The following is a 17,033-nucleotide window of genomic DNA, read 5'->3' on the forward strand; positions in this document are numbered from 1 at the left end:
GTTTCCAAACCGGTTTGAACGAAACAGAAGGATGAAGATGCAGCACACTTTCCCCCTCGATGCCTGGTGCATCCGCGAAACGTCCTTCGATGCGGCGTCGAATTTCCTGGATGAGACCCTGTTCGCGCTAGGCAACGGCTACATCGGCCTGCGCGGCACGCCGGAAGAAGGCTATGCGGGCCCGGCCGGCACTTCGCTGGACGGCAGCTACCTGAACGGTTTCTATGAATCGGAACCGATCCACTACCCCGAAAATGCCTATGGCCTGGCGCGCAACAACCAGTTCATGCTGAACGTGCCAAACGCCAAGGGCATTGCGCTGTGGCTCGGCGAGGAGCGTTTCGACCTGCTGCAGGGCAGTGTCGAAAGCTATGAGCGCCGCCTCGACTTCCGCACCGGCTTGCTGGAGCGCGATGTGCTCTGGCAGGCGCCTTCCGGCCGCCGCGTGCAGCTGCGCAGCCGCCGCCTGGTCAGCTTCGCCAGCAAGCACCTGTTCGCCATCGAATTCACGGTGACGCCGCTTGGTTTCGACGGCGCCGTGCGGCTCGAATGCACGATCGACGGCGTGGTGCGCAACCTGGAGGCTGGCGACGATCCGCGGGTAGGCTCCGCCACGACCGGTCCGGCGCTGGCGCTGGCCGGCACCGAGCTGGCGCCGCACTTCGCGGCCCTGCAGCAGCGCACCCACAACAGCGGTTTCACGCTGGTGTCGGCCGCCGCGCAGGTGCTCGATGCGCCGCATTCGTTCGCGCAGCGCGCCGAGGGTTCGCGCCTTGTGCAGTCGTACACCGTCGATGCGCACGACGGCCAGGCCGTGCGGCTGGTGAAGTACGGCTGCTATGTCAGTTCGCGCGATTACGCGGCAGACGAATTGCTGGCACGTGCGCGCGCCGAACTGGAAGCGGCGCGTGGCCTGGGCTTCGACAAGCTCGCCGCGCAGCAGGAAGCCTACCTGGCCGAGTTCTGGGCGCAGGCGGACGTGGAAGTGGCGGGCGACGACGCGCTCCAGCAAGGCATCCGTTTCAACCAGTTCCACTTGCTGCAATCGGTGGGCCGCGACGGCAAGACCAATATCTCCGCCAAGGGCGTGACCGGCGAGGGCTACGAAGGCCACTATTTCTGGGACACGGAGATCTACATCTTCCCCTTCTTCCTGTACAACAAGCCGGAGATCGCGCGCAAGCTGCTGGAGTACCGCTACGCCGGCTTGCCCGCCGCACGCGAACGTGCGCGCCAGATGTCGCACGCCAAGGGTGCGTTGTACCCGTGGCGCACCATCGCTGGCGAGGAATGCTCCGCTTACTTCCCGGCCGGCACAGCGCAGTACCACATCAACGCCGACGTTGCCTACTCCATCAAGCAGTACATGGATGCCACCGGCGACGATGCCTACCTGCTGCAATACGGCGCCGAGATCCTGCTTGAAACCGCGCGCATCTGGCTCGGCATCGGCAGCTATAACCGTGGCGGCGCCTTCGTGATCAACGAAGTGACCGGGCCCGACGAATACACGGCGCTGGTGAACAATAACTACTACACCAACGCGATGGCGAAGCTGCATCTGCAATTTGCCGCCTCGGCGGCCGGGCGCATCGCACGCGAATACCCGCAGGACTGGGCGCGCATTGCCGCCGCCGTTGCGCTGGATGACGGCGAGCTTGAAGCATTCCGCAGCGCTGCCGCTGCGATGCTGCTGCCCTATGACGCGGCCCTTGGCATCCACCCGCAGGATGACAGTTTCCTCGACAAGAAGGTGTGGGACTTCGCCGGTACGCCAGCCGAAAAATATCCCCTGCTGCTCCATTACCACCCGATGGTGATCTACCGCCACCAGGTCTGCAAGCAGGCCGACGTGGTGCTGGCGCTGCTGCTGCTCAGCGAACAATTCACGCTGGAAGACAAGAAGCGCGACTTCGATTACTACGAAGCGGTGACGACGCACGATTCCTCGCTGTCGTCCTGCATTTTCAGCATCATCGCCTCCGAAGTGGGCTACGAAGGCAAGGCCTACGACTACTTCATGGAAACCGCCCGGCTCGACCTGGATAACACCCATGGCAATACGCACTACGGCGTGCACACGGCCGCCATGGCCGGAACCTGGCTGGGCGTGGCTTACGGCTTCGGCGGCATGCGCGTGGTGGACGGCAAGGTGCGCTTTGCGCCGACATTGCCCAAACAGTGGCAGCATTACCAGTTCCGCATCCACCTGCACGGCAGCTTGCTGCAAGTGCGCGTCAGCCCGAGCGGCACGCAATACACGCTGTTGCGCGGCGAGTCGCTGGTTTTCCAGCACCGCGGCGCGCCCGTTACCGTTACACCGGCTGCGCCGGTACAGGAGCTTGCATGAAAGCCGTTATCTTCGACCTCGATGGCGTGATCACCGATACCGCCCACTATCACTTCCTCGCCTGGCAAAGACTTGCGCAGTCGCAGGACGTGCATTTCGACGAAGCCTTCAACGAGAACCTGAAGGGCATCGACCGCATGGGTTCGCTCGAGCTGATACTGGCTGGCGCGCCCCGCAGCTACAGCGACGCGGAGAAACTGGCGCTGGCCGACACCAAGAACGAGCATTACAGGACGCTGATCGCGGAAATGTCGCCCGCCGACCTGTTGCCCGGCGCGGTGGATGCGCTGGACTGGTGCCGCGCGCAAGGCTTGAAGGTGGGCCTTGCGTCGGTCAGCAAGAACGCCTTCACGGTGCTGGAAAGCCTCGGCATCACCGAGAAATTCGACTATGTCGTAGACGCGGCGACGATCGCGCGCGGCAAACCCGATCCCGAAATCTTCCTGCGCGCCGCGTCGGAACTGGGCGTAGACCCGGCCGATTGCGTTGGCGTGGAGGACGCCGTTGCCGGCGTGACCGCGATCAAGGCGGCCGGCATGTTCGCCATTGGCGTTGGCCAGGCGGCCACGCTGTGGCAGGCGGACACCGTGATCCCGGGACTGGGACAATTCAAGAATATCATGGAGACACTATGCAAAACCGGCGCATCACCTGGGTCCTGTTCCTGATCTATTTCACGTTCGCCATACTGTTGAACAGTGTTGGCACGGTGATCCTGCAGGTCATCGGCAACTACGGCGTCAGCAAGTCCGCCGCCAGCGTGCTGGAAGGCTTCAAGGACTTGCCAATCGCCGTGGTGTCCTTCCTGGTGGCGAGCTTCCTGCCGCGCATCGGGTACAAGAAGGCCATGCTGGCCGGGCTTGCCATCGTCACGGGAGCTTGCCTGTCCATGCCGCTGTTGCCTTCCTTCCTCACTACCAAAATGCTGTTCCTGTGCGTCGGCATATCCTTCGCGCTGGTGAAAGTGTCGGTCTACTCCACCCTCGGCCTGGTAGCCGCCGACCGCCGCCAGCATGCGGGCATCATGAATACGCTGGAAGGCTTCTTCATGGTCGGGGTGCTGTGCGCTTACTGGGTGTTCAGCTTTTTCATCGACTCGGACGACCCGCGCTCGCAAAGCTGGCTGCATGTGTATTGGGTGCTGGCCGCCCTGTGCGTGCTCACCTTCGTGCTGCTGCTGGCGACACCTTTCGACGAGAGGCTGGCCGCGCCACCGGAAGCGCGCAGCCTGCCGCAGGAATTTGCGGCGATGCTCAAGCTGTTCTTCAAGCCGTTGGTGTGCGTTTTCGTGCTGACGGCCTTCCTGTACGTGCTGATCGAGCAGAGCGTGGGCACCTGGCTGCCGACCTTCAACAACGAGATCCTGCATCTCCCGGCTGCGATGAGTGTGCAGGTCACAAGCATCTTCGCCGCCTGCCTGGCCGCAGGGCGCCTGTCGGCTGGCGTCCTGATGCGCCGCATGCACTGGTACCCGGTGATGAACGCCTGCCTGCTCGGCATGGGCGCGGTGGTCTTGATTGCGCTGCCGATGACGCACGACGTGGTCGTTGCGCAGGGCGCAGGATGGGGCGATGCGCCGCTTGCGGCCTTCCTGTTCCCCCTGATTGGTCTTTTCATGGCGCCGGTCTACCCGGGCATCAATTCCGTGATGCTGAGCTCCCTGCCCAAGCACCAGCATTCTGCGATGACCGGCCTGCTGGTGATATTCTCTGCGCTGGGCGGCACCACCGGCTCGCTGATCACCGGCTATGTGTTCGGCGCCTTCAGCGGCCATTTCGCGTTCTACCTGACGCTGGTGCCGATTGCGATCGTGCTGGTCACGCTGTACTTCTTCAAGCGTGCGGTCGATGGCAGCGACGGTGGACTGGAGGCACCGGCTATAATTTCGCGATGAACCTGAAGAGCCTCGCCGACAAACTCGGCATGTCGAAGACTACCGTCAGCCGCGCGCTGAACGGCTATCCCGAAGTCAGCGAGTTGACGCGCGAGCGCGTGCTGCGCGCGGCGCGGGAGTCGGGCTACGAAGCCAATCCGATGGCGCGCAGCCTGGCCGTTGGCCGCAGCAACGTGCTTGGCACAATCTATCCGCTGCTGCCGGCCGACCTGGGCGACGCCATGTTCCTCGAGGTGGTGGGCGGGATGTCGGAAGCTCTTGAGCAAAAGCGCATGAACTTCATCATCGCGCCCGTGTCGCCAGCGAACGAAATGCCGTCCTACGAGCAAATGGTGCGCGGCCGCCGCCTCGACGGCTTGGTGGTCAGCCGCACGCTGGTGCACGACGAGCGCATCGCCTTTCTCGCCAAGGCCGGCTTCCCCTTCATCGCCCACGGCCGAACGCAACTTGACGCGCCGTACGCATGGTTCGACTACGATAACGAGGCCGGCATCCGCATGGCGCTCGAGCGCTTGCTGTCGCTGGGTCACCAGCGCATCGCCATGGTCAGCGCACCGCTGGCGATGAATTTCTCAGCGCAACGCCGCGCCAGCTTCCTCGCCACCTTGTCCGGCGCCGGCTTGGCCGCCGATCCGCGCCACCTGGTCGATGATTGCATCGACCGCCGCGCCGGTTATGCGGCCGTACAGGCACTGCTGGCAACGACGCCGCGCCCAAGCGCCATCGTGGTCGACAACCACCTTGCCGGTGTAGGCGCCGTGCGCGCCCTGCTCGACGCCGGCATCGCGATCGGCCAGGAGATCTCGCTGATCGTCTGGGGCAGCATGGCCGACACGCTGGCAGATATCGACGTCACCACCATCGACCAGCCCAATGCCCGCGCCGCCGGCGCGAAAATGGCCGAAATGCTGTTGGCGCGGGTCAATGGCGAGCCAGCCGGCGCGCTGCAGGTGTTGTGGCAGCCGGCGTTGACGGCCGGCGCCACGGCCGGCCCGCTGTGCCGATCTTGACCGTGTTTTTGCTGGCGTCGCCGACCAGGCCCGAGGCGTGCCAGCGATTGACCAGGTAGAGCGGGCGTGCCTTGACCTCGTCAAAGATGCGGCCAAGGTATTCGCCGATGACTCCGATGGCCACCAGCTGGATGCCGCCCAGGAACAGCATTACCGCCATCAGCGAAGGGTAGCCTTTGACTTCATCGCCGAACGCCAGCGCTTTCCACACGACGAATACCGCATATGCCAGCGCCATGATTGCGACACCCAGTCCAACATAGGTGGCCACCTTGAGCGGCGCTACTGTGAACGAAGTAATTCCTTCCAGCGCGAAATTCCAGAGGTTCCAGTAGTTCCATTTGGTCGTGCCGGCAGCGCGCGGCGCCCTGCGGTAGTACAGCGGATGCGAGGAGAAGCCGACCCAGGCAAACAGGCCTTTCATGAAACGGTGTACCTCGCGCAGGCGCTTCATTTCCTGGACCACGCGGCGCGACATGAGGCGGAAGTCTCCGGTGTCGGTCGGAATCGCGACGCGGCTGAGACGGCGGATCAACTTGTAAAAGGCCTTGGCGGTAGCTCGTTTCAGCCAGCTTTCGCCATCGCGCCTGGTGCGTACGCCGTAGACTACATCGTAGCCCCTGCGCCAGATGTCGAGCATGTCCGGGATCAGGGCGGGCGGGTCCTGCAAGTCTGCATCGAGCACCACGACCACATCGCCATTGGTATGGTCCAAGCCGGCGCTCAACGCGATCTCCTTGCCGAAGTTGCGCGACAGGTCGACGATGGCGACGTGCGGATCCGCCTCGCGCAATTGCTGCATCAGCAGCAACGTCTTGTCGCGGCTGCCGTCGTTCACCAGCACTATTTCGTAATCAGCGCCAAGCTGCACCATGACTTCCGTTACGCGTCGATGGAATTCCCCAAGCACTTCCTCTTCGTTGTAGGCAGGCGCAACGATGGAAATGCTGGGCATGCCGGCAGGGCGTGGGGTCAGGTCCTGGTGGGTTGGAATATCCATGATTTGCTCGCTTGGTAGTTAATCAGGAGGATGAGTGCCGTGGCGAATACCTGCGCCAGCAGGTAATGCCAGCCTGCCGCATGGAGCAGCCCGACGATCAAGCCATTCAGGAAAATGCCGACGGCTGCCATCATCAGGAAGCGCGGCAGGGCTTCGCGATGCGGCCGTGTGCTACGGAAGTTGAAACGCCGGTTCAGTTGATAGTTGCAAAGCGCACCGGCGGTGGCGCCGGCCATGGCTGCCAACCCGCTATTCGTCCCGAAGCCCTGTACCAGGCCCACAAGCAGCAGGTAATGCAATCCTGTGCCCACGGCGCCAATGACGGCGTAACGGGCCAGCATCAACATCTCGCGCAACACGCTGCGCGTGCTGTCGGACTGGTGGATGCCGGCCTGGCTTGCACGTACCAGTTGGGCGGCGCCGAAGATCGCCAGCAAGGCCAGCGGCGGGACATGGTATTTGCTGCTGCTTTCAAACACGCTATGCAGAACGAAGAAATAGGCATAGCCCAGCACCAGGGTCGAATGCAAAGCGGCGTCACCGGGACCGGCGCCGCGCAACGATAGCGCCAGCAAGCAGGCCCACAACCCATACCAGAAAGCATTGGCGGCCAGTTTCGCCACCAGGTAGGTACGGCTGCTGCCCCCGCCACTGCGCACCGTGACGTACTGCCCGAATGAATCGTCGCCGAGAAACAGTTTTTGTTTGACAGGTATCAGGCCGACAAACGCAGCGGGATGGCTGCTGATCCATTCCTTTGCCAATTGCAGGCCGGTGCGGTTGCGTTCGAGTTCGCCGAGATTGTCGAGCTCCACTTCGCCGCGCCTGGTATAGCCGCCCGTCGCGAGTGGATTGTTGGCGCGGTACAGGTTGTCGCCACCGTTCGACGTGATCAGCAGGAATTCACCGAACACTCGCGTATTGCGCGCACTCCACGGGGCGATCACAAGCGCCATGCCAAGGACCAGCGTAGCCAGCGCTGCGAGGACGGCGCGCCATGGGCGGCGCTGCAGCAATTCATAGCACAGCAGGACAGCCGGGAAGAACATGGTGGATGGCTGGGCCAGGGCGGAAAAGCCGAGTGCCAGGCCTGCCGCGATGCGCGGCAACGGACCCGCCGACCGGTGCGTGTACAGAAAGAGCACCAGCGGCAGCAGGAAGACCAGCAGGTTTTCTTTCTCGGCCGTCACCGCGCAGGCCAGGTAGTTGGGCCAGACGGCCAGCAGGAAGGCAGCCAGGCGCGCCGCCTGCTGGCCGGCCGCGCAGCTTGCCAATCTCCACACGAGCAGGCTGGCAAGCAGGTATAGCGTCAGGTTGCTCAGCAGGACGATGGTGGCGGCCGGCAGCGGCAAGTGCAGCCAAGCGGCCAGGAAGAGCGGATAGCCAGGCGGCCAGAATGCATGCGAGTTGGCGATGAAATACGGCTCACCGGCAGCGAGCTGCTGCCCCAGTTTCAGGTAAACCGCTCCATCAGACACCGTGGTTGCGGGGAAGACCATGGCCCAGGCAAGGCGCAAGACAATGCCGCATGCCACGATGGCGAGCAAGCTGCTGCGCGGGCTGAACTTGTCGGTGGCTGCAAGTAGCGTGTGCAAGCCATGTGTGAGGTGTGCGCGGAAAAAAAATGCGGTTGCCCCGGCTGCGCTGCCAATCGCGAGGCAACCCAGCAGCGCAACGCTGCCCAGCGGCCCGGCGACTTGCTCCCAGGCGATTGCGGGAGTCGCGAGCAGTACGCCGCATGCCATCACGTAGAACAGGAGACGGGACAAGACAGCAAGTCCGGCAGCAATGGGCGGGGCAGGCATCGCGACCTCCGGTGCGTAGATCGATGCTACATTCGTTTGGATGCGTCCTGTAAAATATTATCAAATATATATTTACAAGTGGTAAATAAAGTGTCGTCCTTTGTGTAATTGTGGGGTCCGTTGCGGCGTCTCCAATGTGGACGTGCCGTTGTGAACTTGCTACAACGCCCTATTTCAGCGGCAGGATGGCTTGGCGGTAGGGCTGCGCCTCGTTCTCCACGTACCAGTTGGCCCACAGGCGGTTGCATGAACGCCCGTCCACCGCGCGATCCGGTTCCAGGCTCAGGTAGTTGCGCGCGCCGATGTAGCGGTGCGAAGTGCCGGGGAACTTGTACATCGAGGTCGTGATGCCGCCTTCCAGTTGTTCCACCTTGTCGCCGACATGTTCGAGGTAGAACAGCGCCATCGCGGGCGGTGGCGGATGCACCACGCCGGAGGAGGTCAGCTGGTGGATGGTAACCGGCTTGCCCCGGTAATGCTTCTGGCTTGATTCGATCGCGCCGATGGCGCCCACGTGCACGTCGCCGGAGAGGATGGTCACGCGGCCGCCGGTGCGCTGCGACCATTCCTGCAGGCGATGGATCAGGCGCAGGCGCTCCCATTGGTGGGTGCGGCTTAACCAGTGGTCTTTCAGGTCGTCCTCCAGCTCCTGCTGGCCGGGCAGGGCGCACAGCAGCATTTCCAGCGTGCTGAAGTCTGGGTGCACGACCGGGATGCTGGACATGAGCAGCAGATGCTTGCAGTCTTCTTGCGCCTCCAGCCAGGCGTAGGCGGCATCCCACGATTGCTGGCCCATGACCACGTCCGGGGTGCGCTCGCTGCGCAAGTCGAGCACCAGCAAGCCATAATCGCCGAAGCGGACGGCCTTGGTAAATCCGGGTTGCTGCGGCAGGCGCATCGGAAGCTCATTCTCCGCCGCGCAGTGCTGCTGGAACAGCAGGAAGTAGTCGCGCGCCACGTCGTAGATTGCCTTGAATACGGGCGATTGCTGGAACTTCTCAGGGTAAGAGCCCCAGCCATCGATGATGTCGTGGTCGTCCCACATCATCACCGTCGGAACACTAGCGAACATGCGCGCCACGTGCGGATATGCCCAGACCTTCAGGTAGTTCCCGAAGAAGAAATCGTCGATCTCGGTTTGCAGCGTCTTGGTGACCGGCTTGTTGGCGAGCTTCTTGTCGTTCGGGGCAGCGGCCCAGTCGTTCAGGGCCGTCGTGCTCCACATGGCATCACTGTAGATCTGGTCGCCGCCCATCAGCAGCAGGTGGTAGGGGCGCTGCACATGGTTGTCGTGCATCTTGTTCCATACCGGGTCCTGCGGGATGTCCTTCATCTTCTTGTAGTCGGAGAAGCCGTTGCAGGAGGTGTAGGCGCAGGTGGGGGCGCTGTCGCGTGCCGGCACGACGAAGGTGAAAGCCTGGCCATCGACGATGTACTGGACCTGCTGCTCGCGCGTGGCGTGCTGCTCGATGGCGAACTGCCAGCTCTCGACGGCATGCACGGCGCGCTTGTGCAAGCGGGTGCGCAAGCGGCGGGATTCGACGGCCAGCGTGCGGACTTCTGCTGCGGCACCTGGCAACACGGCTGCCGTGACTGCGGGCGGTACTTCGCCGTTCCACACGACCAGCGCGCTGACTGTCCACATGCCGTCGGCGCAGCCGCAGAACTTCAAGATAGGTCCCAACACTACTGCCATTGCAATCCCCGTGACGTTAACAAATCGTTAAATGATAACGTATCGCGGTCGGGCTTCGTGTGTTCCAGCTAACTGACGGCCTGCGGTGCGAGTCGTAGCCTGTGACCATGGTTTAACGTCACAGGGAGGCTGTCATGGGGAAGTATTTCTTGGCTTGGCTGCTGGGGGTGCCGGGGATTGTGCTGTTGCTGGTGTGGCTGTTCTTCCACTAGAACCGGTAAGCCGGGGTCAGACCCAAGGGTCTGACCCCAATACGCTGCGGCCGCAGGCCGTTACATGTTGCGGCGGTATTGGCCGCCGACTTCGAACAGCGCGGTCGTGATCTGGCCCAGCGAGCAGACGCGGGCTGCGTCCATCAGCTTGGCGAACACGTTTTCGTTGTCGATGGCGGCTTTCTGCAGCGCTGCCAGGGCGGCTGGCGCGGCATCCGCATTGCGGGCGTGGAAGTCAGCCAGGCGGGTCAGCTGCGATTGCTTTTCGTCGTCGGTGGAACGGGCCAGTTCGATGGTGGCCGGGGCTTCCGAACCCTTTGGATTGCGGAAGGTGTTCACGCCGATGATCGGCAGCGAACCGTCGTGCTTCTTGTGCTCGTACAGCAGCGACTCTTCCTGGATCTTGCCGCGCTGGTAGCCGGTTTCCATGGCGCCAAGAACGCCGCCGCGTTCGGCGATGCGTTCGAATTCCTGCAGCACGGCTTCCTCCACCAGGTCGGTCAGCTCTTCGATGATGAAGGCGCCCTGGTTCGGGTTTTCATTCTTCGCCAAGCCCCATTCGCGGTTGATGATCAGCTGGATCGCCAGTGCGCGGCGGACGGATTCGTCGGTCGGCGTGGTGATCGCTTCATCGTAGGCGTTGGTGTGCAGCGAGTTGCAGTTGTCGTAGATCGCGATCAGCGCCTGTAGCGTGGTGCGGATGTCGTTGAAGTCGATTTCCTGGGCGTGCAGCGAGCGGCCGGACGTCTGGATGTGGTACTTCAGCTTCTGCGAGCGGTCGTTGGCGCCGTATTTCTCTTTCATGGTGACGGCCCAGATGCGGCGCGCCACGCGGCCCAGCACGGTGTATTCGGGATCCATGCCGTTGGAGAAGAAGAACGACAGGTTCGGCGCGAAATCGTCGATGTGCATGCCACGCGCCAGGTAGGCTTCCACGAAGGTAAAGCCGTTGGACAGCGTGAAGGCCAGCTGCGAAATCGGGTTCGCGCCCGCTTCCGCGATGTGGTAGCCGGAGATCGACACCGAGTAGAAGTTGCGCACCTGGTGGTGCACGAAGTACTCCTGGATGTCGCCCATCACCTTCAGCGAGAACTCGGTCGAGAAGATGCAGGTGTTCTGGCCCTGGTCTTCCTTCAGGATGTCGGCCTGCACCGTGCCGCGCACGTTCATCAACACCCAGTCCTTGATCTTCTGGAATTCGTCTTCGGACGGCTGGCGCTTGTTCTCGGTGACGAACTTCTCGACCTGCTGGTCGATGGCGGTGTTCATGAACATCGCCAGGATCGCAGGGGCGGGACCATTGATGGTCATCGATACCGAGGTGCTTGGGTTGCACAGGTCGAAGCCGTCGTACAGCACCTTCATGTCGTCCAGGGTCGCGATGGACACGCCGGAGTTGCCGATCTTGCCGTAGATGTCCGGACGGATCGCGGGATCGGCGCCGTACAGGGTGACGGAGTCGAAGGCGGTCGATAGGCGCTTCGCATCCATGCCGGTGGAGACCAGCTTGAAGCGGCGGTTGGTACGGAAAGCGTCGCCCTCGCCCGCGAACATGCGGGTTGGGTCTTCGCCTTCACGCTTGAAGGCGAACACGCCGGCGGTGAACGGGTAGGAGCCAGGGACGTTTTCCAGCATCAGCCAGCGCAGCAGCTCGCCGTGGTCTTCGTACTTCGGCAGCGAGACCTTGCGGATCTTGGTGCCGGACAGGGTGTGCTGTACCAGGCCGGTGCGGATTTCCTTGTCGCGGATCTTCACGACGTATTCGTCGCCGGCGTAGGCCGCCTGCATGTCCGGCCACTGGGCCAGCAGCTTCTTGGCTGCGCCATCCATGGCGTGATCGCGTTCGATGATCAGGTCGTCGAAGTCGGCCACCGGCTTGCCGGCGACAGCCATCATGCGCTTCGATTCCTGCAGCTGCTGGCGTTCGCGCGCCAGCTTGGCCTGTGCTTGCGTTTTCTTGTGGTAGCCGCGCACGGTGTCGGAGATCTCGGCCAGGTAGCGCGCGCGTGCCGGCGGCACGATCACGTTCTTGCCGGAGCTGAAGCGCACGTCCATCGGGGCCAGCACGCCCTTGGTGGTCTTCAGGCCCTTGCCTGCCAGTACCGGCAGCAGGCCCTGGTACAGCGCGGTCACGCCGTCGTCGTTGAAGCGGGAAGCCTGGGTACCGAACACCGGCATTTCTTCCGGACGCTTGCTCCACATCTCGCGGTTGCGCTGGTACTGCTTGGCCACGTCGCGCAGCGCATCCTGCGCACCCTTGCGGTCGAACTTGTTGATCGCGATGAAGTCGGCGAAGTCCAGCATGTCGATCTTTTCCAGCTGGGACGCGGCGCCGAATTCCGGCGTCATCACGTACATGGAGACGTCGACGTGCGGCACGATCGCCGCGTCGCCCTGGCCGATGCCGGAGGTTTCCACGATCACCAGGTCGAAGCCCGCCACTTTGCAGGCTGCGATCACGTCAGGCAGGGCCTGGGAAATCTCGGAGCCGGCTTCGCGGGTCGCCAGGGAACGCATGAAGACGCGGGTCTTGCCGTTCCAGGGGTTGATCGCGTTCATGCGGATACGGTCGCCCAGCAGCGCGCCGCCGGACTTGCGGCGGGACGGGTCGATCGAGATCACGGCGATGTTCAGCGCGTCGCCCTGGTCCAGGCGGATGCGGCGGATCAGTTCATCGGTCAGCGAGGATTTGCCTGCGCCGCCGGTGCCGGTGATGCCCAGGGTCGGGGCGGTGATGGCCTTGGCGGCCTTGGTCAGTTCGGCGCGCAGCTTGTCGGAGGCCTTGCCGTTTTCCAGCGCGGTGATCAGCTGGGCCAGCGGGCGATGGCGTTGCTCGATCTCGCCGTCGCGGATGGCGTCCAGCTGGGTCGGCGAGTAGGTGGACAGGTCGACGTCGCACTGCTGCACCATCCACTGGATCATACCGACCAGGCCCATGCGCTGGCCGTCTTCAGGGGAGAAGATGCGGGTCACGCCGTAGTCGTGCAGGTCCTTGATTTCGCTCGGGACGATCACGCCGCCGCCGCCGCCGAACACCTTGATGTGCGAACCGCCGCGCTGGCGCAGCAGGTCGATCATGTACTTGAAGTATTCGACGTGGCCGCCCTGGTAGGAGGAGATGGCGATGCCTTGCACGTCTTCGGTCAGGGCCGCGGTGACCACTTCGTCCACCGAGCGGTTGTGGCCCAGGTGGATCACTTCGGCGCCCTGCGATTGCAGGATGCGGCGCATGATGTTGATCGAGGCGTCGTGGCCGTCGAACAGGGACGCGGCGGTGACAAAGCGGACTTTGTTCGCGGTCTTGGCCTGCTCAGGCTCAGCGGACAGTTTCTTGGCGTTGGCGAGGTCGTTCATGTTGTGTGTTCCTTGGAACGGGGGAATTTTGATTATATGACGTTTACGTTAACGTCAAGTCAAGCAAAACCGGTAAACCGGTGTCTGACCCGCAGGGTCAGACACCTCGTCTACGCGGCGGTCGCAGGCCGGGGTGCCTGACCCTGCGGGTCAGGCACCGGTTTACCGGTTTTCAGGCAGCGGCCCGATCGCCGTCCTTGAACGCAGCCATCATCTTCGCCTTAGCCATCTTGTACTCGGCCACAGCCTTTTCCTTCACATGGCCAAAGCCGCGGATACGCTCCGGCAGCCCGGCAATCGCCACGGCCTGCTCATGGTTGCCAGCCGACAACCCCGCCAGCAGTTCAGCCACCACAGCACGGTATTCCGTGATCAGCGCGCGTTCCATCTTACGCTCCTCGGTATAGCCGAAGATATCGAACGCGCCACCGCGCAGGCCCTTGAACTTGGCCAGCAGCTGGAACGCCTTCCACATCCACGAACCATATTCCGCCTTGACCAGGTGGCCCTTGGCATCCTTCTTCGCGAACAGCGGTGGCGCCAGGTTGAACTTCAGCGAGAAATCGCCTTCGAACTGGGTCTTCAACTGCTCCACGAAGCGGCCATCGGTATACAGGCGCGCCACCTCATATTCATCTTTATAGGACATCAGCTTGAACAGCGACTTGGCCACCGCGGTCGACAGCTTGTTGCCCAGGCCCAGCAGGGTCTCTTTCGAGCGCACTTGCTGCACCAGGTCCTCATAGGTGGCGGCATAGGCAGCGTCCTGGTAGCCGGTCAGGAATTCAACGCGCTTCTTGATCACGTTTTCCAGCGACTGTGGCATCTGCACCACGACAGCCTGGGTCGGGGTCGCGATCTTTTCCACGCGCTTGAAGTCCACGGCGGCGCGGCGGCCCCACAGGAAGGAGCGTTTGTTCGATTCAACAGCCACGCCATTCAGTTCGATCGCGCGCAGCAGGGCTGCTTCGCTCAGCGGGATGCGGCCTTTCTGGAAGGCGTAGCCCATCATGAACAGGTTGGAGGCGATCGAATCGCCCATCAGCGCCGTCGCCAGCTTGGTGGCGTTGATGAAGTCCACGGACTGCGCGCCGCCGACCGATTCGGTAATCAGCGCTTCCACGCTTTCGGCCGGGTACTGCCAGTCGGCGTTCTGCGCGAAGGTGCCTGGCGGCTGCTCGTGCTGGTTGACGATGGCGAAGGTGCGGCCTGGGCGCATCTTCGACACGGCGTCGTAGGCGCCGGAGGTCAGCATGTCGCAGCCCAGGATCAGGTCTGCTTCGCCGGTGGCGATACGCTGCGCGCGCAGGTGGGCAGGGGTCTTCGCCACTTTGACGTGGGAAGTCACGGAGCCGTTCTTCTGCGACATGCCGGTCATGTCCAGCACGGAAGCGCCTTTGCCTTCCAGGTGGGCGGCCATGCCCATCAGGGCGCCGACGGTAATCACGCCGGTGCCGCCGATACCGTTGATCAGGATGTTGTATGGCTGCTCGATGCTTGGCAGGACTGGCGCAGGAACATCGCCCCAGTCGTCGGTCTTGGCGGTGCCGATCTTGGTCTTCTTCAGCGTGCCGCCTTCGACGGTGACGAAGGATGGGCAGAAGCCCTTGGTGCAGGAATAGTCCTTGTTGCAGGAAGATTGGTCGATGGTGCGCTTGCGGCCGAATTCGGTTTCCTTCGGCAGGATCGAGACGCAGTTGGACTGGATGCCGCAATCGCCGCAGCCTTCGCACACCGCTTCGTTGATGACCATGCGCTTTGCAGGGTCGGGGAACTCGCCCTTCTTGCGGCGGCGACGCTTCTCGGCGGCGCAAGTCTGGTCGTAAATGATGACGGTGCAGCCTGGCAGTTCACGCATTTCGCGCTGCACGGCATCCATTTCCTTGCGGTCGTGCAGGGAAACGATGGAAGGCAGGGCGGAACGGTCGGTGTAGCGCGACAGGTCTTCGGTCACCAGGGCGATGCGCTTGATGCCTTCGGCCGCCATCTGCTGCGCGATCATCGGCACGGAGACGGTGCCGTCGACCGGCTGGCCGCCGGTCATTGCCACGGCGTCGTTGTACAGGATCTTGTAGGTGATGTTGACCTTCGCCGCCACGGCGGCGCGGATCGCCAGGTAGCCGGAGTGGAAGTAGGTGCCGTCGCCCAGGTTCTGGAACACGTGCGGCACTTTGCTGAACGCAGCCTGGCCGATCCACGGCGTGCCTTCACCGCCCATATGGGTGGTCAGCTTGTTCATCTCGGGGTAGATCGAGGTCGCCATCACGTGGCAGCCGATGCCGGCCAGCGCGAAGGAACCTTCAGGCACCTTGGTCGAGGTATTGTGCGGGCAGCCGGAGCAGTAGAAGGCCGGACGGAACGGGGTCTCGATCGCCTTCTTCAGTACTGCGTCTTTCGCTTCCAGGAAGGACAGGCGGGCCTTGATCTGGTCCTGGATCGAGGCGTCGGCGATGTAGCGGGCCACGCGGCTGGCGATCACGCGCGCCACTTGCGATACCGAGAAGTCAGCCTTCGGCGGCAGCAGCCATTCGCCGCGCGGGGCCACCCACTCGCCCTTGTCGTCGAACTTGCCGATGATGTGCGGGCGCACGTCGTCGCGCCAGTTGTACAGCTGTTCCTTCAGCTGGTATTCGACGAACTGGCGCTTCTCTTCCACCACCAGGATTTCGTCCAGGCCCTGCGCGAATTCGCGCACCGAGTCCGGTTCCAGCGGCCACGGCATGGAAACCTTGAACAGGCGCAGGCCAACCTTGGCGGCCATGGCTTCGTCGATGCCCAGTTCTTCCAGCGCTTCCAGCACGTCCAGGTAAGATTTGCCGGAGGCGATGATGCCCAGCTTGGCGTCCTTGGAATCGATGGTGGTGTGATTCAGCTTGTTCTCGCGGGCGTAAGCCAGAGCCGCGTAGATCTTGTAGTCCTGCATCAGCGCTTCCTGGTTGCGCGCTTGCTGGCCCAGCGGGATAGAGGACAGGCGGGCATTCAGGCCGCCTTCCGGCATCACGAAGTCCTGCGGGAGCTTCACTTCGACGCGGAACGGATCGGCGTCGATCGAAGCGCTCGACTCGACGGTGTCGGCCAGCGCCTTGAAGGCGACGGCGCAGCCGGAGAAGCGCGACATGGCCCAGCCGTGGATGCCGAGGTCGATGTACTCCTGCACATTGCATGGATACAGCACCGGGATCATGCAGGCGGAGAAAATGTGGTCCGACTGGTGCGGCAGGGTGGAGGAGTAAGCGCCGTGGTCGTCGCCGGCCACCAGCAGGATGCCGCCGTTCCTGGACGTGCCGGCATGGTTCATGTGCTTGAAGACGTCGCCGCAACGGTCCACCCCCGGGCCTTTGCCGTACCACATGGCGAACACGCCGTCGTACTTGGCCGGGCCGATCAGGTCAACCTGCTGCGAACCCCAGACAGCGGTTGCCGCCAGGTCCTCGTTCACGCCCGGAACGAATTGCACATTATGCTTTTCCAGGTGCTTCTGCGCCTTCCACAGGGTCTCGTCCAGGCCGCCCAGCGGGGAGCCGCGGTAGCCGGAAATGAAGCCGCCGGTGTTCAAACCGTCGCGCGCATCGCGCAATTGTTGCATCATAGGCAAGCGCACCAGCGCCTGGATGCCGGACAGAAAGACTTTACCGGTAGTGGAAGTGAATTTGTCGTCGAGGGTGACGTCGTGAAGTACGGACGAGTTGCTGCCGTCTGGCATGGTGGCTGT

The 17,033-nt window shown here is 63.0% G+C and carries 9 protein-coding genes; 4 read left to right on the plus strand and 5 right to left on the minus strand.

Translation table 11 applies throughout. The features are described 5' to 3' along the window. Positions 1–37: 37 nt before the first annotated feature. The 4 genes from ACN9M3_RS02825 to ACN9M3_RS02840 are packed head-to-tail and all read left to right on the plus strand — an operon-like array spanning position 38 to position 5,254. Positions 38–2,350, plus strand: a complete 2,313-nt coding sequence (locus ACN9M3_RS02825; protein WP_426320419.1) for a glycoside hydrolase family 65 protein — start codon at positions 38–40, stop codon at positions 2,348–2,350. Continuing rightward, positions 2,347–3,018, plus strand: a complete 672-nt coding sequence (gene pgmB / locus ACN9M3_RS02830; protein ID WP_426320421.1) for a beta-phosphoglucomutase — start codon at positions 2,347–2,349, stop codon at positions 3,016–3,018. The genes ACN9M3_RS02825 and pgmB overlap by 4 nt, the downstream gene beginning before the upstream one ends. Next, positions 2,982–4,244 carry an MFS transporter gene (locus ACN9M3_RS02835; RefSeq protein WP_426320423.1) on the plus strand — a complete coding sequence of 421 codons (1,263 nt, stop codon included), beginning with the start codon at positions 2,982–2,984 and terminating at the stop codon, positions 4,242–4,244. The genes pgmB and ACN9M3_RS02835 overlap by 37 nt, the downstream gene beginning before the upstream one ends. Then, a complete protein-coding gene (locus tag ACN9M3_RS02840; protein WP_426167365.1) occupies positions 4,241–5,254 on the plus strand; it encodes a substrate-binding domain-containing protein in 1,014 nt (337 codons plus the stop codon). The genes ACN9M3_RS02835 and ACN9M3_RS02840 overlap by 4 nt, the downstream gene beginning before the upstream one ends. On the opposite strand, the gene ACN9M3_RS02845 is transcribed toward ACN9M3_RS02840, so the two are convergent. From ACN9M3_RS02845 to ACN9M3_RS02865, 5 genes are all read right to left on the minus strand, one after another. Then, positions 5,166–6,254, minus strand: coding sequence for a glycosyltransferase family 2 protein (locus ACN9M3_RS02845; RefSeq protein WP_426167367.1), 1,089 nt, complete (start codon positions 6,252–6,254; stop codon positions 5,166–5,168). The genes ACN9M3_RS02840 and ACN9M3_RS02845 overlap by 89 nt on opposite strands. Next, positions 6,227–8,059, minus strand: a complete 1,833-nt coding sequence (locus tag ACN9M3_RS02850) for a GtrA family protein (RefSeq protein WP_426320426.1) — start codon at positions 8,057–8,059, stop codon at positions 6,227–6,229. Before ACN9M3_RS02850 ends, ACN9M3_RS02845 begins: the two co-directional genes overlap by 28 nt. A 169-nt stretch (positions 8,060–8,228) precedes the next feature. Further along, positions 8,229–9,755: an alkaline phosphatase D family protein gene (locus tag ACN9M3_RS02855; protein WP_426320428.1), complete on the minus strand. Its 1,527-nt coding sequence runs from the start codon at positions 9,753–9,755 to the stop codon at positions 8,229–8,231. A 272-nt stretch (positions 9,756–10,027) separates the two neighbouring features. Then, the gene (gene icmF, locus ACN9M3_RS02860) at positions 10,028–13,321 is read right to left on the minus strand and encodes a fused isobutyryl-CoA mutase/GTPase IcmF (protein ID WP_426167373.1); all 3,294 of its coding nucleotides are present in this window, start codon (positions 13,319–13,321) and stop codon (positions 10,028–10,030) included. Between the two features lie 172 nt (positions 13,322–13,493). Next, positions 13,494–17,024, minus strand: a complete 3,531-nt coding sequence (locus ACN9M3_RS02865) for an indolepyruvate ferredoxin oxidoreductase family protein (RefSeq protein WP_426320430.1) — start codon at positions 17,022–17,024, stop codon at positions 13,494–13,496. Positions 17,025–17,033: the final 9 nt, after the last annotated feature.

Origin of the sequence: Pseudoduganella sp. R-43, assembly GCF_049913255.1 — a bacterium.
Classification (GTDB): Bacteria; Pseudomonadota; Gammaproteobacteria; order Burkholderiales; family Burkholderiaceae_D; genus Rugamonas.